The following is a 23454-nucleotide window of genomic DNA, read 5'->3' on the forward strand; positions in this document are numbered from 1 at the left end:
GTGGCACGTGTCTCAGGTGGTTCCGGCCTGCCCTTGACCGGGGCGCAGCAGGGGATCTGGCTCGCGCAGCGGATCGAGCCGGACAGCCCGGTCTACAACGTCGCCGGGTACGTCGAGATCCGCGGCGCCGACGTCGACCTGGACCGGCTGTCCCGCGCGGTCCGTGCGGCGGTGGACGAGGCCGAGTGCGTGCACGTCCGGTTCGAAGACCGCGACGGGACGCCGTACCAGGTTCCCGCGGTGCACGACTGGGAGCTGCCCCGGATCGACCTCCGCGGTGAGCCCGATCCCGCCGCGGCGGCCGAGTCCTGGATGCTCGCCGACGTCAAGCGCGTGGCCGACCTCGCGGCCGGGCCGGTGCACGCGCACGCGCTGCTGACCGTCGCCGACGACAAGGTGCTGCTGTACCAGCGCTACCACCACCTGGTGATGGACGGGTACGGCGCGTTCGTGGTGATCAACCGGATCTCCGAGCGGTACCTCGGCGAGGTGCCGGAGCGGCAGTGGCGGTTGACCACGCTCGTCGAGCACGACGCCGAGTACCACGTTTCGGCGCGGCACGAGGAGGATCGCGCGTACTGGCACGCGCGGTTCGCCGACCGGCCGGAGCCGGCGCGGCTCGTCGAGCGGTCACCGGCGCAGCCATCCAAAGTAGACCGTCAGGTCACCGACCTGTCCGGTGCGCGGACGACCACCCTGCACAAGGCGGCGGCCGACGCGGGAACTCGCCTGTCACGCCTGATGATCGCGGCCGTCGCCGCCTACCTGCACCGCGCCACCGGCAGCGAGGACGTGGTGCTGGGCCTGCCGGTCACCGCGCGGCTCGACCAGGAGCTGCGGGAAGTCCCGGGCATGGTGTCGAACGTGCTGCCGTTGCGGGTGCGGGTGCGGCCGTCGAGCACCCCGGCCGAACTGCTCGACGACGTCGCGTGCGCGATCCGGGACCTGGTGGCGCACAGCCGCTACCGCGGCGAGACCCTGGCCAGGGAACTCGGCCTCACCGAAGGGTTCCGCGAGCTGGTCGGCCCGACGGTGAACTTCCTCGCCTTCGAGTCCGACCTGCGGTTCTGCGATCACGACGCGACGAACTTCTACCTCAACAGCGGCCCGATCAACGACCTGACCATCGGGGTCTACGAGCGCCCGCGCGGCAAGGGCATGCGGATCGAGTTCGACGCGGACGCCGCGGTCGCCGGGCCCGGTGAGCTGGCCGTCCACCAGCGGCGGTTCCTCCGCGTGCTGGACGCGCTCGTGCGCGAGCCGGACCAGCCCGTCGGCCGGATCGAGCTGCTCGAACCGGATGAGCGGGAACTGGTGCTCGACCGCTTCGGGACCTCGCCGTATCCCTCGGACGAGGTGAGCTGGCCCGCGGCGTTCGAGGCGCGGGCACGGGAAACCCCGGAGAAGGTCGCGGTTGTCTGCGAGGACGAGCGGCTGACCTACGCGGAGCTGGACGCGCGCGCGAACCAGCTCGCGCATCTGCTGCGGGGCAAGGGAATCAGCCGCGAGGACGTGGTCGGCGTCGCGTTGCCGCGCTCGGCCGATCTCGTGGTGGCGCTGCTCGGCGTGCTGAAGGCGGGGGCGGCCTATCTTCCGTTGGACCTGGATCACCCGCGCGAGCGGATCGCGTACATGCTGTCCGACGCGGGCGCCGGTGTGGTCGTCTCCGCCACCGGCCTTGCCGGGGAACTGCCCGCGGCGGACGTCGTTCTCCTCGACACCGTCGATCTGTCCACACAGGACTCCGGTCCGGCCGGTGTGCACATTCCGCTCGACGCGGCGGCGTACGTCATCTACACCTCGGGGTCCACCGGGAAGCCCAAGGGCGTCGTGGTGCCGCACGACGGCGTCGGCAGCCTGATGGCGACGGCGACCGAGCGCATCGGCATCACCCGCGACAGCAGGGTGGCGCAGTTCGCCTCCGTCGGGTTCGACGTCACGGTCTGGGACCTGGTGATGTCGCTGTGCGTCGGCGGGACGGTGGTCGTGGTGCCGAGCGAGCGCCGCGTCGCGGGCGCGGCGCTGACCTCGTACCTCGCCGAACACCGCGTGACGAACATGATCCTGCCGCCCTCGCTGGTCGCGGCCCTGCCCGCGGACTGCGAGCTGCCCGAAGGCGGGGTGCTGGTCGTCGGCACCGAGACCGTGCCGGCCGAGCTGATCGCACGATGGGCCGAGCGCATGCGCGTGGTGGCCGCGTACGGGCTCACCGAAGCGAGCGTGAACTCGACGCTGTGGCAGGCGGAGCCCGGCTGGACCGGGCCGGTGCCGATCGGCGAACCGGACCCGAACACCCGGTGCCGCGTACTGGATTCATCGTTGCGGCCGGTGGCGCCGGGCGTCGAAGGGGAGCTGTACGTCGGTGGTCGCGGGCTCGCTCGCGGCTACCTCGGCCGTCCCGGCCTGACCGCCGAACGGTTCGTCGCTGATCCGTTCGGGGAGCCTGGTACCAAGATGTACCGGACGGGTGACCGGGCGAAATGGCGTCGTGACGGCACTCTGGACTTCCTCGGCCGTGCCGACGGGCAGGTGAAGATCCGCGGCTACCGGATCGAACCGGGCGAGATCGAGAGCGTGCTGATGCGGCACGACGACATCGCGCAGGCCGCGGTCGTGGTACTGGAGGACCACCGGCGGGTCAAGCGGCTCGTCGCCTACACCGTCGGCGCCGCGGACGCGCAGCAGGCGCGGGCGCAGGTCGAAGCGGCACTGCCCGACTACATGGTGCCCTCGGTCGTGGTGCGCATGGACGGCCCGCTTCCGTTGACGCCCAACGGAAAGCTCGACCGGAAGGCACTGCCGGAACCGGACTGGGCTGGGCTGGCCGGGCGCGACCGGCCGCGGACCCCCGCTGAACGCACCCTTTCCGCACTGGCCGCCGAGGTGCTCGGCCTGCCCGAGGTCGGCATCCACGACAGCTTCTTCGAACTGGGCGGCGACAGCATCGTCGCGATCGGACTGGTCACCAAGGCCCGCCGGGCGGGACTGGTGATCACCCCGCGCGAGGTGTTCGCGCACCGCACGGTCGCCGCGCTGGCCGCGCTGGCGCAGGACAAGGTCGCGGTCGAGCACGGCCCCGATGACGGGACCGGTGTCGTCGTACCGACCCCGATCGTGCGCTGGCTCGCCGCGGGCACCGACCCGTCCGAAGTGGACGCCTTCTATCAGTCCACTTTGGTCAGGGTGCCCGCCGGACTGACCTTCGCCGGGCTGGCCGAGCTGCTCCAGGCCCTGCTGGACCGGCACGACCTGCTGCGCGCGACCCTGTCCGGGGACTGGTCGCTGACCGTCCCCGAACCCGGCTCGGTGCGTGCGTCGGAGCTCATCGAACGCGCTTCGGCCGTCGATCAACGGCAGATCGACGAGGCCGTCCGCAGGCTGGCACCGCGCGACGGGCGGATGCTGCAGGCCGTCTGGTTCGAGACCGGCCACCGGTTGCTGCTGGTCGCGCACCACCTCGTGGTCGACGGCGTTTCGTGGCGCATCCTGCTCGACGATCTCGCGCGGGCGTGGGATGGCGCGGAACTGGCGCCGGTGACGACCTCGTTCCGCCGCTGGGCGGAACTCCTCGCGGCCACCGAACCGGTCGGGGAACTGCCCCTGTGGCGACGGCAGGTGTCCACACCGGACCCGGTGCTCGGTTCGGGTGAGCCGGGCCGAGCCGCCGCTTCGCTCACGGTCTCGCTGCCCGCGGCGAAGACCGCGCCGCTGCTCACCACCGTCCCGGCCGCCGTGCACGGCGCGGTCAACGACGTGCTGCTCACCGGGCTCGCGCTCGCGATCCGCAGGTGGCGCGGCGACGACGGTCCCGTACTCGTCGATCTCGAAGGCCACGGGCGCGAGGAGGAACTGGGCGAGGTCGACCTGTCCAGGACCGTCGGGTGGTTCACCAGCATGTTCCCGGTGCGGCTCGACCCCGGCGACGGCTCGCTCGACGCCGCTTTGAAGAGCGTCAAGGAGCGCCTGCGCTCGCTGCCGCGCAACGGCATCGGCTACGGCCTGCTCGACACCGACCCGGTGCTGCGCGACGCGCCCGCGCCGCAGGTGCTGTTCAACTACCTCGGCCGGTTCTCCAGCCAGGACAAGGACTTTCACCCCGCGCCCGAGTCGGACCCGCTCGGCGCGGGCATCGACCCCCGGATGCCGCTCCGCCACCGGCTGGAGATCAACGCCGTGGTGCGCGACACCGTGGACGGGCCCGAGCTGAGCACCACGTTCGGCTGGCCGGACGGCGTGCTGAGCCAGGCGTCCGTCCGCGCGCTGGCACAGGACTGGCTGGACGCACTCGCGTCGCTGGCGGAGTGCGGCGCCACCGGGCACAGTCCGTCGGACTTCCCGCTGGTCGCACTCGACCAGTCCGAAGTGGACGAACTCGACGCGGCCGTCCCGTCGCTCACCGACGTGGTGCCCGCGACCCCGTTGCAGGAAGGGCTGTTCTTCCACGCCCTCTTCGACGAGGCCGCCGCCGACGCGTACGTCATGCAACAGGTCATCGGCCTGCGTGGCCCCGTCGAGGAGAACCTCCTGCGACGCGCGCTGCAGGGCGTCGTCGACCGCCACGCGCCGCTGCGGGCCGGATTCCGCCAGCGCGACGACGGAACGGTCTTCCAGGTCATCGGCGAAGCCGAGGTGCCGTGGCGCGTGGTGTCCGCAGTGGACGTTCGAGCAGTCGCCGAGCGCGACCGCGGCCGCCGGTTCGACCTGGCCGCCCCGCCGCTGCTCTCGGCGACCTTCGTCCGGGGCGGTGCCGACCGGCACTGGCTGGTGCTGACCCTGCACCACCTGGTGTCCGACGGCTGGTCCACGCCGGTGCTGATCGGCGACCTGTTCGCGCTCTACGGCCGGGACACCGCGGTGCTTCCCGGCGTCACGCCGTACCGCGAGTACTTCGGCTGGCTGTCTGCTCGGGACCGCGACGCCGCGTTGGCCGCGTGGGGATCCGAGCTGGCGGAACTGGAAGCGCCGACGCTGCTGGCCGGCGGCGAAGCCGATCCGGCGCGGTTCCGCCTGGAGCAGGTTCGCCTCGACCTTCCCGTGGAGCTGACCGGCCGTCTCACCGCGGTGGCCCGCGAGCACCACGTCACGCTCAGCACCGTGTTCCAGGCCGCGTGGGGGCTCGTGCTCGGCGCGTTGACCGGCCGCGACGACGTCGTGTTCGGCACCACGGTGTCCGGTCGCGCGGCCGAAGTGCCTGGGATCGAGGCGATGGCGGGCCTGTTCGCCAACACGCTGCCGGTCCGCGTGCGGGCGCCGGGGGCGAAGACGCTCGGCGACGTGCTCACCGGTGTGCAGGCCGCCCAGGCCGAACTGCTCGACCACCAGCACGTCGGGCTCGCGGACCTGCAGCGGCTGGCCGGTTTCGACGAGCTGTTCGACACCTTGCTGGTGTTCGAGAACTATCCGCTCGACCGGGCGCTGACCGACGCGGCCGGTACCGTCGCCTTCGACGGCTTGGAGTTCTTCGGTGCCGGGCACTACCCGCTGACGCTGCTCGTGCTCCCCGGCGACCGGATCGGCATCGAGTTCGACCACGACGCGAGCCGTCTGTCCGAACGGGACGTGCGGCAGCTCGCGGAACGCCTCGTGCGCGTACTGGAGTCCGTCGCGGCGTCGCCGGGTTCCCGCGTCGCGCAGCTCGATGTGCTGTCCCGTCAGGAACACGACCGCATCGACGAGCGGGCGGCGACCGCGCACGCGGTGCCGGGCCGCACGCTCGCACAGGCGATCGCGGCACAGGTGGCGAAGACCCCGTCGGCGACCGCGGTCGTCTTCGAGGGCACCGAGCTGTCCTATGCGGACCTCGACGGCCGCGCCGACGCACTCGCGGCAAGGCTGGACGCCGGGCCGGAGGACGTGGTCGCGGTCGCGGTGCCGCGCTCGGCGGACCTGGTGGTCGCGCTGCTCGCGGTGCTCAAGACCGGTGCCGCCTACCTGCCGCTGGACACCGGCTACCCGGCGGAGCGGATCGAGTTCATGCTCACCGACTCGGGTGCCCGGCAGGTCGTCGTCGCCGATGCTCCGGTGCCCGTGCCGGATGGTGCCGAGTGCGTCGACGTCCGCGCGGGCAGGACCGGTGAACCGGCGGTTTCCCTTGCCGTGCCGGACAATCCGGCGTACCTGATCTACACCTCGGGGTCCACCGGCCGCCCCAAGGGCGTGCTGGTCAGCCACCGCGCGATCGTGAACCGGCTGGCCTGGATGCAGGGGCAGTACGGGCTCGAACCCGGCGACCGGGTGTTGCAGAAGACGCCGTCCAGTTTCGACGTCTCGGTGTGGGAGTTCTTCTGGCCGCTCGTCGAAGGCGCGACCGTGGTGCTCGCGCGCCCCGACGGGCACCGCGATCCCGAGTACCTCGCGGACGTGATCCGGCGCGAGGCGATCACGACGACGCACTTCGTGCCGTCGATGCTCGCCGCGTTCCTGCGCGAAATCGATGATCCGGCGTTCTCGTCGTCCCTGCGCCGCGTGTTCTCCAGCGGGGAAGCACTGCCCGGTGCCACCGCGGCGCGCTGGCTGGCGCTGACCGGGGTGCCCCTGCACAACCTCTACGGCCCGACCGAGGCCGCGGTCGACGTGAGCTGGTTCCCCTGCGGTGACACCGAAGGCGCGTCCGTCCCCATCGGACGTCCGGTGTGGAACACCGGGCTGCACGTGCTCGACACGGCACTGCGGCCGGTTCCCGACGGCACTCCGGGGGAGCTGTACCTCGCGGGTGTTCAGCTCGCCCGCGGCTACCACGGACGGGCCGCGCTCACGTCCGAGCGGTTCGTGGCTGATCCGTTCGGGGAAGCCGGTACGAGAATGTACCGGACCGGTGACCTGGTGTTTCGTCGGTCGGACGGGGTGCTGGAGTACCTCGGCCGGACGGACCGCCAGGTGAAGGTGCGCGGCAACCGGATCGAGCTCGGCGAGATCGAAGCCGCGCTGGTGCGCCAGGACGGGATCGCACAGGCGGCCGTGACCGTCCGGGAGAACGCGCTGGTCGGCTACCTCGTCGGAACCTCCACTGTGGACACCGCGGCGTTGTCAGCGCGACTGGCTTCGGTCTTACCCGCGCCGATGGTTCCGGGCGCCTTCGTGGTACTCGACGAGCTTCCGTTGACCCCCAGCGGAAAGCTCGACGCCAAGGCACTCCCCGCGCCGACCGCGACGCGTGCGCCTGCCGCACAGGGGCAACGGACGGCGGCGGACGGCGTGCTCGCCGAGATCTTCGGCGAGGTGCTCGGCATCACCGAGGTCGCGCCTTCCGACGACTTCTTCGTGCTCGGCGGCGACAGCATCCTCTCCATCGCGGTGACGAGCCGCGCCCGCAAACGCGGCATGAAGATCAGCCCTCGGGAGGTCTTCGAGCACCGGACACCGGCGGCGCTGGCGGCACTCGCGGGACCCGCACCGTCAGCACCGGTGGTGGCGGCGGAAGACGGCGTCGGCGAGGTGCCACCACTGCCCATCGTGCACTGGCTCCGCGAACGCGGCGGTCCGATCGGGCGGTTCAGCCTGTCTTCGCTGGTGCGCACCCCGATCGGCGCGGACGTCGAAGCGCTCGCGGCGGTCCTGCAAGCACTGCTCGACCACCACGACGCACTGCGGCTCCGGCTGACGGTCGTCGGCGGTGCGGTGTGGACACTCGAAACACGGCCTGCCGGAGCCGTTTCCGCGACCGACGTGCTCCGCGGAGTGTCCGCCGTGGACGATCTGCGTGCCCTGGTGGCCGAGGAGGCCGCGGCCGCGGCGGACCGGTTGGACCCCGAAGCCGGGATCATGGTGCAGGCCGTGTTCTTCGACGCGGGCGCCGGGGAACCGGGCCGCCTGCTGCTCGTGGTGCACCACCTCGCGATCGACGGGGTGTCGTGGCGCATCCTGTCCGAGGATCTCGCGGCCGCGTGGGACGCGGTGTCGCGCGGTGCCGCTCCAGCGCTCGAACCGGTCGGCACTTCGATGCGCGCCTTCGCGAAGGCCGTGACCGAACAGGCCCACACCCGCCGCCGCCTCGACGAGCTGGCGCACTGGACCGAGACGCTCGCTCCCGGCGCGGAACTGCTGCCGGACCACCGCGGCGGCGGCACCTTCGGGTCCGCCTCGCGGCGCGTCGACCGGCTCTCGGTGGCCGAGACGAAACCACTGCTCTCCGGCGACGTCACCCGCAAGTTCCTCGACGCGCTGCACGTGTCGGTGAACCGCTGGCGCGGGCGGGACGGCGACCTGCTCGTCGACCTGGAACGGCACGGTCGCGAGGACGTGTCCGGTTCGGACACCGCGCGCACGGTCGGCTGGTTCACCGCGATCGAACCGATCCGGCTCGGCCGCGACGCACCGGTGCCCGACGGGGGTATCTCGTACGGCATGCTGCGGTACCTCAACGCGCAGACGGCGCCGCTGCTGGCATCGACGTCCGCGCAGGTGCTGGTCAACTACCTCGGCCGGGTCCCGGTGGGCGAGAACGGCGACTGGGCCGCGGCCGGGGAAGCGGCGGTGACCGGCCCCGATGCCGATTTGGGCCTGCCGTACGCGTTGCAGGTCGACATCGTCTGCGAAGAAACCGCCGACGGGCCGAGCCTCACCGCGAGCTGGCTGTGGCCGTCGGGCGGACTGTCCGAACAGGACATCGCGGAACTGGGCGACGGCTGGCTGGCCGCGCTGCGCGAGCAGGGCAGCACCGAGGAAGCGTGGCCGCTTTCCCCGCTGCAGGAAGGGTTGTTCTTCCACGCCAGCTACGACAACGCCGCGCTCGACGTCTACACCGTGCAGGACTCGTTCGAACTCGGTCACCGCGTCGACGCCGCACGGTTGCGGGCCGCCGGTGCCGCACTGCTCGGCCGCAACCCCAACCTGCGCGCCGCCTTCACCAGCGAGGGACGCGGCGGCCCGGTGCAGCTCATCTCCGGCGGCGCCCTCGAAATCCCCCTCGATGTCATCGATTTGTCGACATTGCCCTCGGGTGGGCAAGACGCCGAGGTCCGGCGCCTGCTGGAGGCCGACCGGGCCCGCCGGTTCGTCCTCGACGCGCCGCCGCTGTGCCGGATGACCCTGATCCGCCTCGGTGCGGCGCGCGACCGGCTCGTCATCACGCACCACCTGCTGCTGTGGGACGGCTGGTCCGAGGGTGTCTTCCTCGAACAGCTCTTCCACCTCTACGAACGCGGCGGGGACGACCGCGGCCTTCCGGTGCCGGGGTCCTATCGCGACTACCTGGATTGGCTGTCCGAACAGGACACCGGCGAGGCCGCCGCGGCGTGGCGCGAGGCGCTCGACGGGCTGGAGGAGCCGACGCTGCTCGGCCCGGCGTCCGACGAGCCGAGCGTGCCCGAGCAGTGCCGCGCCGATCTCGGCGCCGAGCTGAGCGAGCGGCTGCGTTCGGCCGCGCGTCGGCACGGTCTCACCATCAACACGGTGCTCAACGCCGCGTGGGCGCTCGCGCTCGCCGACGTCGTCGGCCGGGACGACGTGGTGTTCGGCAGCACGGTCGCGGGCCGCCCCGCCGAGATCGACGACGTCGACAAGATCATCGGGCTGTTCCTGAACACCATCCCGGTGCGCATCGCGTTCGACCCGTACGAGCCGGTGCTCGACCTGCTGTGGTGCGTGCAGGACCAGCGCGTTTCCCTGATGGCACACGAGTACTACGGGCTCGGCGAGATCCAGCGCGAGGCGGGGCACGCGCGCCTGTTCGACGCGATCTACGTGCTGCAGAACTTCGCCGACGAGGACGCGTTCGACGAGTTCCGGCACCGCTACGACATCACCACCTCGGACAGCGTCGACGCGACGCACTACCCGATCGGGCTCGTCGTCACGCCCGCGGCGAACCTGCGGGTGCGGCTGTCGTACCGGCCGGAGATCATCGACCGGGCGCTGGCCGAAGACCTGCTCGGCCGGTTCCTCGTCGCGGTGGGCCTGCTCAGCGGCGACGGCGCGGCCAAGGTCGGCGCGCTCGACCTCCGTCCACACGAGACACTTCCGGCGCCGGTCGACCGGCCCATCGGGGACGACACCATCTCGGACCTGCTGGCCGCGCAGGCGTTGCGCACGCCGGACGCGGTGGCCTGCGTCTTCGGCGAGCAGACCGTCACCTACGCCGAGCTGGACGCCAGGATCAACCGGATGGCGAGGTTCCTGCTCTCCCGCGGCGCGGAACCGGAGCAGGTGATCGCGCTCGGCCTGCCGCGGTCGATCGACATGGTGGTGGCGCTGTTCGCGGTGCTCCGCACCGGCGCCGCCTACCTGCCACTGGAGCTGGACTACCCGGCGGACCGCATCGCGCTCATGCTCGATGACGCGAAACCGCTGCTCGTGGTGGACGCCGAACTACTGTCCACAGTGGACCTCGACGGGTTCTCCGCGGACCCGGTCGGGGATGCCGAGCGTCCTCTGTTCGCGCGGGACCGCGCGGACCGGATGGAACACCCGGCGTACGTCATCTACACCTCCGGCTCGACCGGCAAGCCCAAGGGCGTCGTCACCCCGTACCGCGGCCTGACGAACATGCAGCTCAACCACCAGGAGGCCATTTTCGGCCCGGCGATCGCGGCGGCGGGCGGCAGGCGGCTGCGGATCGCGCACACGGTGTCGTTCGCGTTCGACATGTCGTGGGAAGAGCTGCTGTGGCTCGTGGAAGGCCATGAGGTGCACATCTGCGACGAGGAGCTCCGCCGCGACGCGGCCGCGCTCGTCGCCTACTGCGACGCGCGGCGGATCGACGTCGTCAACGTGACGCCGACGTACGCGCACCTGCTCTTCGAAGAAGGCATGCTGCGCGACGACAACGGCGGCCATCGGCCGGTACTGGTGCTGCTCGGTGGCGAGGCCGTCTCCGAATCGGTGTGGGCGCGGCTGCGCGACACCGACGGCGTGTACGGCTACAACCTCTACGGCCCGACCGAGTACACGATCAACACGCTCGGCGGCGGCACCGAGGACAGCGCGACGCCGACGGTGGGCCGCGAGATCTGGAACACCCGCGCGCACGTCCTCGACCGCTGGTTGCGGCCGGTACGCGACGGAGTGCCGGGTGAGCTGTACATCAGCGGCCTCGGCCTCGCGCGCGGGTACCTGCACCGGCACGCGCTCACCGCCGAACGCTTCGTGGCCGATCCCTTCGGTTCTCCTGGTACGAGTATGTACCGCACCGGTGACCTGGTACGGCGCCGTCCGGACGGCAACCTCGACTTCCTCGGCCGCACCGACGACCAGGTCAAGGTCCGCGGCTACCGGGTGGAACTGGGCGAGATCGAGACCGTCCTTTCCGGACATCCGCTGGTCGCGCGGTCCGCGGTGATCGCGCGCGACGACCCGTCGGCACCGGGCCTGAAGCGCCTGGTCGGCTACGTCGTCCCGGCCGAGGTGGACGCCGGAGCGCGCGCCGAGGTCGAGGCGGAGCAGGTCGGCGAGTGGCAGCAGATCTACTCCGACGAGTACACCGAGATCCCGACGGCACTGTTCGAAGAGGACTTCGCCGGCTGGGACTCCAGCTACGACGGTGACCCGATCCCCGTCGAGCACATGCGCGAGTGGCGTGCGGCGACCGTCGAGCGGATCACCGAGCTGTCGCCGGTGAACGTGCTGGAGATCGGTGTCGGCACCGGGCTCCTGATGTCCCAGCTCGCGCCGCGCGCGGAACGGTACTGGGGCACGGACTTCGCGGCACCGGTGATCCGGAAGCTAGGCGAAGAGCTGCGACGGGATCCTTCGCTGGCGGCCAAGGTCGAACTGCGGTGCCGCCCGGCGGACGATCTCGACGGGCTGCCGGGCGGTTTCTTCGACACCGTCGTGATCAACTCCGTGATCCAGTACTTCCCGAGCGCCGAGTACCTCGCCGAGGTCGTGACCGGTGCGGTCGAGCTGCTCGCGCCCGGTGGTGCGCTGTTCGTCGGCGACGTGCGGAACCTGGCGCTGCTGCGGCGGTTCCACACCGCGATCCAGCTCGGCCGCGGCACCCCGGCCGACCGGCTGGAGTCCGCTGTGGACCGCGCGGTCGCCTTGGAGAAGGAGCTGCTGCTGGCGCCGGAGTTCTTCACCGCGCTGGCGGACCGGCTTCCCGGGGTGGGCGTGGAGATCAGGACGAAGCACGCCCGGCACCACAACGAGCTGAGCCGGTACCGCTACGACGTGGTGTTCCACCGCTCACGCGAGTCCGTTGTGGACCTCTCCGCGATCCCTTCCGTCGAATGGCGGCAGGATCTCGAATCGCTGCTGGGCGCGGACGCGGTGCGCGTGACCGCGATCCCCGACGCGCGGCTCGCGTCCGAGGCGCCCGAGTCCGGTACCGGAGTGGAGCAGGACGACGTGCACGCGCTGGGCGAGCGGCTCGGCTACCGCGTGCGCACCACGCCGTCCTCGGTGGCCGGTGCCTTCGACGCGGTGTTCACCCGGAACGAGGCGGAGCTGTCGACCGGGCTGTATCGGCCACTGTCTGAAGTGGCGCAGTCTGAAGTGGCACGGTCCGAAGTGACACAGCCCGAAATGGCACGGTCCGAAGTGGAGCACGCGAACGACCCTGCCGCGGCACGCAGCGCGAACACGCTGGCCCAGCGGCTGCGGAGCGATCTCAAGCAGCGCCTTCCGGACTACATGGTGCCGGGCTCGATCGTGCTCATCGACGAGATCCCGTTGACGGACAACGGAAAGCTCAATGTCCGGGCGCTGCCGGACGCGGAGCCGACCGTCTCGCTCGCGCCGAGCAGGCCGCCGTCGTCGGCGGTCGAAGAGAAGTTGTGCGAGCTGTTCGCCGAGGTGCTCGGTCTCGGTGAGATCGGTGTCGAGGACAACTTCTTCGACCTCGGCGGCCATTCGCTGCTCGCGACGCGCCTGATCAGCCGGGCCCGTACCGAACTCGGGACCGAGCTGGCGATCCGCGACCTCTTCGACGCGCCGACCGTCGCCAAGCTCGCCGAGAAGGCGGGTGACGGGGAACCGGCGCGTCCGGCCGTCACCGCGAGGGAACGGCCGGAACGGATCCCGCTTTCCCCCGCGCAGAGGCGGCTTCTGCTGCTCACGAAGTTCGACGACGGTGGGATCGCGTACAACTTCCCGCTGGTGTTCCGGTTGCGGGGAGCACTGGACGTCGACGCACTGCACGCGGCGCTGGACGACGTGGTCGCGCGGCACGAGTCGTTGCGCACGGTGTTCCCTTCGCAGGATGATGAGCCGTACCAGCGCATTCTGGACTCCGCGGTGGTTCCGTTCGAAGTGCTTTCCACTGTGGAGTCCGCGCTGGCCGAGCGGATCGAAGAGGTGTCGCGCCGCCCGTTCGACCTGACCACCGAGATCCCGGTCCGCGCCACCGTGCTGCGCCTCGGCGCCGAAGACTTCGTGGTGGCGGTGGTTCTGCACCACATCACCACCGACGAATGGTCCGACCGCCCGTTCTTGACCGACCTGACCGTCGCATACCGGTCCCGTGTGGAAGGGCGTGCGCCGTCGTTCGCGCCGCTGCCGGTGCAGTACGCGGACTACACGCTGTGGCAGGCGGATCTGCTGGGCGATTCGTCCACTGAGGACAGTCTCATGGCGAAGGAGCTGGCGTTCTGGTGCGACCGGCTCGCCGGTGCACCCGATGAGCTGGCCCTGCCCGTCGACCGTTCCCGCCCGGCCAGGCCGAGCGGGCGTGGTGGGCGTGTCGAAGCCGAGCTATCGGTGGAGACCGCGAAGGCAGTGCGCGCACTGTCCACTTCGTCCGGTGCCAGTATGTTCATGCTCGCGCACGCGTCGGTGGCGGTGCTGCTGCACCGGATGGGCGCGGGGAGCGACATCGTGCTCGGCGCGCCGATCGCCGGCCGCGGTGACGCCGAGATCGCCGATCTCGTCGGCTTCTTCGTCAACACGCTGGTGCTGCGGACCGATCTCGGCGGCGACCCGACGTTCGGCGAGGTGCTCGACCGCGTCAAGGAGTTCGACCTCGCCGCGTTCTCGCACCAGGACGTGCCGTTCGACCGCGTGGTCGAGGAGCTGAACCCGCCGCGCGTGGCCGGGCGGAACCCGCTGTTCCAGGTGCTGGTCGGCTACCACCACCGGCCGGAATCCGAGCACGAACTGCTCGGGCTGCGCACCGAGTGGTTCGGCATGGACACCGGGATGGCGAAGTTCGACCTGCACTTCACCGTGGTCGACCAGCCGTCGGCCGACCGGGTCGGGCTCGCGCTCGAGTTCGCCACCGACCTGTTCGACGAGCGCACCGCGGCCCTGTTGCTGACCCGGCTCGAACGCGTGCTCGCGCAGGTGGCGTCGGCGCCGTCGCGGCGGGTCCGCGACCTCGACGTGTTGACGGAAACCGAAACCGCCCAGGTACTCGACGAGTGGAATGTGTGGGGTCCTGCGGGGCCGGGGTTGTCTGTGGGGTGGGTGGATCCGGGTGCGGTGGCGGTGGTGTGTTCGGGTGGTGAGTTGTCTTTCGCGGAGTTTGAGGGGTGGGTTTGCGGGGTTGCCGCGTGGTTGTGGGGGTTGGGTGTGGGTCGTGGTGATCGGGTGGGGGTGGTGTTGCCGCGGTCGGTGGAGTTGGTGGTGGTGGTGTTCGCGGTGCGGCGGGTGGGGGCGGCGTATGTGCCGGTGGATCCGGGTTTGCCCGCGGATCGGGTGGAGTTCGTGCTGGCTGATTCGGCGCCGCGGGTGGTGATTGATGATGTGGAGCGGGTGCGTTCGGTTTCGCGGGATGTGTCGTTCGAGCCGGTTGCGGTGGGTCCTGATGATGCGGCGTATGTGATTTATACGTCGGGGTCGACGGGGCGGCCGAAGGGTGTGGTGGTGCCGCGTGCGGGGATGGCGAATCGGCTGGCGTGGATGCAGGACGAGTTCGGGTTGGTTCCGGGTGATCGGGTGTTGTTGAAGACTCCGGCGAGTTTCGATGTGTCGGTGTGGGAGTTGTTCTGGCCGCTCATGGTGGGTGCGACGTTGGTGATCGCCTCGCCCGAGGGGCACCGGGACCCGCACTACCTGGCTGGTCTGATCCAGCGGGAGCGCGTGGACTTGGTGCATTTCGTGCCGTCGATGCTGGAGGTCTTCCTGGCCGAGCCCGCGGCTGCCGCGTGTGTGTCGTTGCGGCGAGTGGTGTGCAGTGGTGAGGCCCTGTCGGCTTCCGTGGCGGCCCGGTTCCGTGAGGTGCTGCCGCAGGCAAGCCTGCACAACCTGTACGGCCCGACCGAAGCCTCGGTGGATGTCACGTCGTGGACCTGCACGGGGGATGAGGTCGGTGCGGTGCCGATCGGGCGGCCGATCTGGAACACCCAGACCTACGTCCTCGATCACGCCCTCAACCCGGTCCCGCCGGGTGTCGCGGGCGAGCTGTACCTGGCGGGCGTCCAACTGGCGCGGGGTTACCTGGGTCGTGCGGGTCTGACGTCCGAGCGGTTCGTGGCGAGCCCGTTCATTCCGGGTGAGCGTCTCTACCGCACGGGCGATTTGGCGCGCTGGACGTTTGACGGTGTGCTGGAGTTCCTGGGCCGGGTGGATCACCAGGTGAAGATCCGCGGCTTCCGGATCGAACTCGGCGAGATCGAGACCGTCCTGAGGGCTCACCCGCAGGTCGAACAGGCCGCGGTCGTGGCCCATGACGGCACCCTGGTCGCCTACCCGGTCCCCGCCACCGTGGACCTCGACGACCTGCGGATCCACGTCTCCGGGGTGCTGCCGGAGTACATGGTCCCGACGACGTTTAGCCCGCTAAACGCACTCCCGCTCACCCCCAACGGCAAGCTCGACCGGGCCGCACTCCCCAAGCCCGACTACGCCGGGAAGGCAGCGGGCGCCGCGCCGCGCACGGAGCGGGAGGAGCAGCTCTGCGCCGCGTTCGCGGACGTGCTGGGCGTCGAGCGGGTCGGCGTCGACGACGACTTCTTCGCACTCGGCGGCCACTCGCTGCTGGTCATGCGGCTGGTCGGCCGGATGCGCGCGGAGCTGGGCATCGAGGTGCCGCTGCGGGCGGTGTTCGACGCGCCGACGGTCGCCGCGCTCGCCGGAACGCTCGGCGACACGGTCCCGGCCGCGGCGCCGCTGACCGTGCGGGACCGCCCCGAGCGGATCCCGCTGTCGTTCGCGCAGCGGCGGCTGTGGGTGCTGGACCAGGTCGACGGCCCGGGCAGCACCTACACGATCCCGCTCGCCTGGCGGATGAGCGGCGCACTCGACCTGGACGCGCTGCGCGCCGCCGTGCACGATGTCGTCCTCCGGCACGAGTCGCTGCGAACCGTGTTCCCCGCCGACGGCGGCGAGCCGTACCAGCAGGTCAGGGCCGAGCCCGAGGTGCCGTTCGCGATCGAGCGGGTCGGCGAAGACGAGGTGGCCGCGAAGCTCGCGCAGGCGGCCGACCACGCGTTCGCACTGGATCGTGAGCTGCCGATCCGCGTCACCGTGCTCGGGACGGCGGACGACGAGCACGTGGTGCTCCTGCTGGTGCACCACATCGCGGGCGACGAGTGGTCGAGCGCGCCGCTGGCCGCGGATCTCGCGCGGGCCTACGCGTCCCGTGTGGACGGTCGTGTGCCGGAGTTCGCGCCGCTGCCGGTGCAGTACGCCGACTACGCGCTCTGGCAGCGCGAAACCCTCGGGGACACCCTCGCACGGCAGCTCGGCTTCTGGCGCGCGGAACTCGCCGGACTGCCCGACGAGCTGGCGCTGCCGACCGACCGGACCAGGCCGGCCGAGGCAAGTCACCGGGGCGCTTCGGTGTCGGTCCCGTTCACGCCCGAGCTGAGCCAGGGCCTTCGCGACCTGGCGCGACAACACGACGTGAGCCTGTTCATGGTGCTGCATGCCGCCGTCGCGACCCTGCTGACCAGGCTCGACGCGGGGACAGATGTGCCGATCGGCAGCCCGATTTCGGGACGCGGCGACGCGGCACTGGAGGATCTCGTCGGGTTCTTCCTCAACACGCTCGTGCTCCGGACCGACACCGGCGGCGACCCGACGTTCGGCGAGCTGCTGACCAGGGTCCGCGACACCGATCTGGCCGCGTTCTCCAACCAGGACGTGCCGTTCGAGCGGCTCGTGGACGCGCTCAACCCGGAGCGCTCGCTCGCGAGGCACCCGTTGTTCCAGGTCATGGTGGTCTACCTGGCCGATCCCGGCGACGGCCTCGCGCTGCCGGGGATCAGCGCGCGCCCGGAACCGGTGGGGCAGCGGACCGCGAAGTTCGACCTCGAATTCGACTTCACCGACGACGGTGGCCGCATCGAATACAGCACCGACCTGTTCGACGAGCGCACCGCCGAACGGCTCTCCGAACAGCTGCTTCGCGTGCTGACGGCCATCGTCGCCGAGCCCGGCGCGAGGATCGGATCGATCGGCCTGCTGTCCGAAGTGGACCGTCAGCGGATGCTGGTCGAGTGGAATGTGTGGGGTCCTGCGGGGCCGGGGTTGTCTGTGGGGTGGGTGGATCCGGGTGCGGTGGCGGTGGTGTGTTCGGGTGGTGAGTTGTCTTTCGCGGAGTTTGAGGGGTGGGTTTGCGGGGTTGCCGCGTGGTTGTGGGGGTTGGGTGTGGGTCGTGGTGATCGGGTGGGGGTGGTGTTGCCGCGGTCGGTGGAGTTGGTGGTGGTGGTGTTCGCGGTGCGGCGGGTGGGGGCGGCGTATGTGCCGGTGGATCCGGGTTTGCCCGCGGATCGGGTGGAGTTCGTGCTGGCTGATTCGGCGCCGCGGGTGGTGATTGATGATGTGGAGCGGGTGCGTTCGGTTTCGCGGGATGTGTCGTTCGAGCCGGTTGCGGTGGGTCCTGATGATGCGGCGTATGTGATTTATACGTCGGGGTCGACGGGGCGGCCGAAGGGTGTGGTGGTGCCGCGTGCGGGGATGGCGAATCGGCTGGCGTGGATGCAGGACGAGTTCGGGTTGGTTCCGGGTGATCGGGTGTTGTTGAAGACTCCGGCGAGTTTCGATGTGTCGGTGTGGGAGTTGTTCTGGCCGCTCATGGTGGGTGCGACGTTGGTGATCGCCTCGCCCGAGGGGCACCGGGACCCGCACTACCTGGCTGGTCTGATCCAGCGGGAGCGCGTGGACTTGGTGCATTTCGTGCCGTCGATGCTGGAGGTCTTCCTGGCCGAGCCCGCGGCTGCCGCGTGTGTGTCGTTGCGGCGAGTGGTGTGCAGTGGTGAGGCCCTGTCGGCTTCCGTGGCGGCCCGGTTCCGTGAGGTGCTGCCGCAGGCAAGCCTGCACAACCTGTACGGCCCGACCGAAGCCTCGGTGGATGTCACGTCGTGGACCTGCACGGGGGATGAGGTCGGTGCGGTGCCGATCGGGCGGCCGATCTGGAACACCCAGACCTACGTCCTCGATCACGCCCTCAACCCGGTCCCGCCGGGTGTCGCGGGCGAGCTGTACCTGGCGGGCGTCCAACTGGCGCGGGGTTACCTGGGTCGTGCGGGTCTGACGTCCGAGCGGTTCGTGGCGAGCCCGTTCGCTCCGGGTGAGCGTCTCTACCGCACGGGCGATTTGGCGCGCTGGACGTTTGACGGTGTGCTGGAGTTCCTGGGCCGGGTGGATCACCAGGTGAAGATCCGCGGCTTCCGGATCGAACTCGGCGAGATCGAGACCGTCCTGAGGGCTCACCCGCAGGTCGAACAGGCCGCGGTCGTGGCCCATGACGGCACCCTGGTCGCCTACCCGGTCCCCGCCACCGTGGACCTCGACGACCTGCGGATCCACGTCTCCGGGGTGCTGCCGGAGTACATGGTCCCGACGACGTTTAGCCCGCTAAACGCACTCCCGCTCACCCCCAACGGCAAGCTCGACCGGGCCGCACTCCCCAAGCCCGACTACGCCGAGCTGGTCACCGGCGGGCTGCCGACGACACCGCGCGAGGAGGTCCTGTGCGGGCTCGTCGCCGGGGTGCTCGGCCTCGACCGGGTCGGCGTCGACGACGACTTCTTCGCGCTCGGCGGCGACAGCATCGTGGCCATGCAGCTCGTCGCCCGCGCCAGGGCCGAGGGCCTCGCGCTGAGCCCGCGTGACGTGTTCCGGCACAAGACCGTCGCCGGGCTCGCCGCGGTCGCGAGCACCCACGACACGGTCACCGCCGACCCCGGCACCGAGCTGGTGACCCTCGACGAAGCGGAACGCGCGGAAGTCTCCGGCGACGTCCTGCCAGTGACCCCGCTGCAGGCCGGCCTGCTGTTCCACGCGTCGATGGACACCGACGGCGAGGACGTCTACACGGTCCAGGTCTCGTTCGACCTCGAAGGAGACGTCGACGCCGCCCGGTTGAAGGAGGCCGCGGCGGCGCTGCTGGACCGGCACCCGAACCTCCGCGCCGGGTTCCGCTACCTGCGGTCCGGCCGCGCGGTGTCGGTCGTGCCGAGGGCGGTCACGCTGCCGTGGCGCGAGGTCGCGCTCCCCGGCGAGCAGGCATGGGAGCGCGCCCTCGGCCAGGAACGCCGCCGGTTCGACCCGGCGGAACCACCGTTGATCCGGTTCCTCCTGGCCAGGGTCGGCGATGCCTACCGGTTCGCGGTGTCCCACCAGCACCTCCTGATGGACGGCTGGTCGGTGCCGCAGGTGATGCGCGAACTCGCCGAGCTGTACCAGGGCGGCGCCACCGCGCCGGTGCGCTACCGGGACTACCTGCGCTGGCTGTCCGAACAGGACACCGGCGCCGCGCGTGCGGCGTGGACCCGTGAGCTGGAAGGCTTCGAGGAGCCGACGCGGCTGGTGCCAGCCGACCCGGACCGGGTCGCCGCGACGCCCCGGCGGCGTACCGAGTTCCTCGACGAAGACCTCACCACCCGGCTCACCGCGTTCGCCCGCACCCGCGGGCTGACGGTGAACACGCTGGTCCAAGGTGCGTGGGGGCTCTTGCTCGGTCGTTTCACCGGCCGCGACGACGTGGTGTTCGGCGCGACGGTTTCCGGCAGGCCGGGCGAGGTGCCCGGTGTCGAGTCGATGATCGGGCTCTTCATCAACACCGTGCCGGTCCGGGTCGAAGCGGGCGACGCCGAAACGCTCGGCGCCGTGCTGGACCGGCTGCAGGAGCGTCAGGCCGAGCTGATGGCGCACCAGCACCTCGGCCTCGCGGACATCCAGCGCGCGCACGGGATCGGCGAGCTGTTCGACACGCTCGTCGTGTTCGAGAGCTATCCCGGCGCCGACGCGGGCCCTGGCGCCGAGTTGCGCGTGACCGCGCGCGACCACGATGACGCGACGCACTACCCGTTCACGTGGGCGGTCGAGCCGGGTGAACGGCTCCGGCTCACCGCCGAGTACCGGGCTGACCTGTTCACCGAGCCGATGATCGACCGGATCGTCACCGGGATGCGCGCCCTGTTCGACGCGATGGTCACCGGTGCCGGCCGGAAGCTGTCCGAAGTGGACGTGCTGTCCGTCGCGGAACGGCGGCAGGTGATCGAATCCTGGAACGACACCGCGCTCGAGGTGCCGTCGTCCACGGTTCCCGCGCTGTTCGAAGCCCAGGCACGCCGCACCCCCAACGCTCCGGCGCTCGCTTTCGGACGGACACAGTGGACGTTCGCGGAACTGGACGCGTGGACGAACAAGGTGGCGCGCAGGCTGATCGCGCTCGGCGCGGGGCCGGAAACCGTGGTGGCGCTTTCGCTGCCGCGTTCGGCCGAGTTCCTGGTCGCGATCCTCGCCGTGCACAAGGCAGGTGCCGCCTACCTGCCGCTGGATCCGGACTACCCGGCGGAGCGGGTGAGCGCGATGATCGAGGACTGCCGCCCGGTCGTCGTGCTGGACGAGCTGCCGGACCTCGCCGGGGCGGACGCGGGCCCGGTCACCGACGACGACCGGCTCGCCCCGCTGCACCCGGACCACCCGGCGTACGTGATCTACACGTCGGGCTCGACCGGGCGGCCGAAGGGCGTGGTGGTGTGCCATCGCGGTGTGGCGAACCTGTTCCACAGCCACCGCGAAACCCTGTACCGGCCCGCGGCCGTCCGCACCGGCCGCGACCGGTTGCGGGTGGCGCACGCGTGGTCGTTCTCGTTCGACGCTTCGTGGCAGCCGCAGCTGTGGCTGCTCGACGGGCACCTGCTGCACGTCGTCGACGAGGAGACGCGGCGCGATCCCGAGCTGCTGGCGGGAGTGCTGGCCGACGAGCGCATCGACTTCGTCGAGGTGACGCCCTCCTACTTCACGCAGATGGCCGACGCCGGGCTGATCCGCGACGGCGAGTGCTCGCTCGCCGTGGTCGGTGTCGGTGGTGAGGCGGTGCCGGACACGTTGTGGTCGCAGCTACGCGACCTGCCCGGAACCGAGGCCTACAACCTTTACGGGCCAACGGAAAGCACGGTGGACGCACTGGTCGCGCGAGTGTCCGAAACGGACCGTCCACTGGTCGGGCGGCCGGTGGCGAACACGAGCGCCTACGTGCTGGACGCCGCGCTGCGCCCGGTGCCGCCCGGGGTCACCGGTGAGCTGTACCTGGCCGGTGCCGGTCTCGCCCGCGGCTACCTGGAAAAGCGCGCGCTGACCGCGGAGCGGTTCGTGGCGAATCCCTACGGGCCGGGCCGCGTGTACCGGACCGGTGACCTCGCCAGGTGGACCGAGGACGGCAGGCTCGACTACCTCGGCCGCGCCGACGACCAGGTCAAGATCCGCGGCTTCCGGATCGAACTCGCGGAGGTGGAAGCCGCGCTGGCCGCGCACGTGAAGGCGGGCCAGGTGCTCGTCGTGGTCAGGGAGGACCGGCCGGGGGTCAAGCGGCTGGTTGCCTACGTGGTGCCCGCGGAGGGCACCGCGCCCGACCCGGCCGAGCTGCGGGAGCACGCGGGGGAGCGGCTGCCCGAGTACATGGTGCCGGCCGCGTTCGTGCTGCTCGACGCGTTCCCGGTGCTGTCGAACGGGAAGCTCGACCGGAAGTCCTTGCCCGCGCCCGATTTCTCGGACGTCGTGTCGGGGCGCCCGCCGGAAACCGAGCGGGAGCGGGTGCTCGCCACGGTGTTCTCCGCCGTGCTCGGGGTCGCCGAACCGGGCGTCGACGACGACTTCTTCGCGCTGGGCGGCGACAGCATCGTCGCCATGCAGCTGGTGAGTCGGATGCGCGCGGCGGGGCTGCGGATCACGCCGCGCCAGGTGTTCGCGCACCGGACCGTGGCCGCGCTCGCCGAGGTCGCCGAAGAAAGCGTTACGGCACAGCACCTTCCTGCGGACGGGACTGGAACGGTGGCATTGACCCCGATCATGCACGCGCTGCGCGAGCACGGCGGACCGATCGACGGGTACCACCAGGTCGCGCTGGTCCAGACCCCGGCGGAACTCGGCTGGGACGGTGCGCGCGCCGTGCTGGCCGCGGTCGCCGCGCGCCACGACATGCTGCGCGCGCGGCTGGTCCGCGAAGGCGACTGGACGTTCGAAGTACCGGAGACCGCGAACAGCGACGACTGGATCGTCCACTGTGCTGTGTCCACTGAGGACGATCTGCATACGGTGATCGCCGGGCAGGCGCCCGCCGCGCGCGACCGGCTCGATCCGGACGCGGGCCGGATGGTGTCCGCCGTCTTCTTCGACGCCGGGCGGGACCGGCCGGGCCGCCTGCTGGTGCTGATCCACCACCTCGTGGTCGACGGTGTCTCGTGGCGGATCCTGCTGCCGGACTTCGCGGCCGCGTGGGCCGATATCGCCGCGGGCAGGCCACCCGAGCTGACTCCGGTGGACACCTCGTTCCGCCGGTGGTCTTCCGAACTGGCCGTGCGGGCGGCCGAACCGGCGCGGCTCGACGAGCTGCCGTGGTGGCGTGCCGTGCTCTCCGGCGGCGACCCGCTGCCGCTGCGCGCCGAGCTGGACCCGGCGAGGGATGTCGTGCGGACCGTGCGCGGGGTCGGGCTCACCCTGCCGACCGAGCGGACCGAACCCCTGCTCACCACCGTGCCCGCGGCTTTCGGCGTCACCGTGAACGACGTGCTGCTGACCGCGTTCGCGCTGGCCGTCGCCGACTGGCGGCGGCGCGAAGGCGGGACGGGGAACGCCGTGCTGGTGGACCTCGAAGGCCACGGCCGTGAGGAGGAGCTGGCCGCGCACGCGGACCTTTCCCGCACCGTCGGCTGGTTCACCAGCGTCATTCCGGTGCTGCTGGATCCCGGCGAGATCGATCTCGACGACGCGCTCGCCGGGGGACCGGCGGCGGGCGAGGCGATCCGGCGGGTGGCCGCGCATCTCGCCGGAATGCCGTCGGCGGGTGTCGGCGCCGGCCTGTTGCGGCACCTGAACCCGGACACGAAACCGGAGCTGGCGGCGCTGGGCTCGCCGAAGATCGAGTTCAACTACATGGGCCGGTTCGGCTTCCCGCCGTCGACGGACTGGTCGTACGCGGCGGAAACCGAGGCCGCGGACGTCAACCCCGATGACGAAATGCCGGTCTCGCACTGCCTCGTGGTGAACTCGATGACCGAGGACCGCCCGGACGGCCCGGTGCTGTTCGCGCACTGGTCGTGGCCGGACGCGGTGCTGGCCGAGGAAACCGTGCGCGCACTGGGAACGGGCTGGTTCGCCGCGCTCACCGGGCTGGCGAGGGCTATTGGCTGA

General features: G+C 71.0%; 1 protein-coding gene. It reads left to right on the top strand.

What is annotated here, in order from left to right; all coding sequences use genetic code 11:
- On the top strand, positions 1 to 23454 hold the full coding sequence (locus ABD256_RS06080) for a non-ribosomal peptide synthase/polyketide synthase (RefSeq protein ID WP_344414366.1): 23454 nt from the start codon (positions 1 to 3) through the stop codon (positions 23452 to 23454).

It is taken from the genome of Amycolatopsis minnesotensis, assembly GCF_039529815.1.
GTDB classification, from domain to species: domain Bacteria; phylum Actinomycetota; class Actinomycetes; order Mycobacteriales; family Pseudonocardiaceae; genus Amycolatopsis; species Amycolatopsis minnesotensis.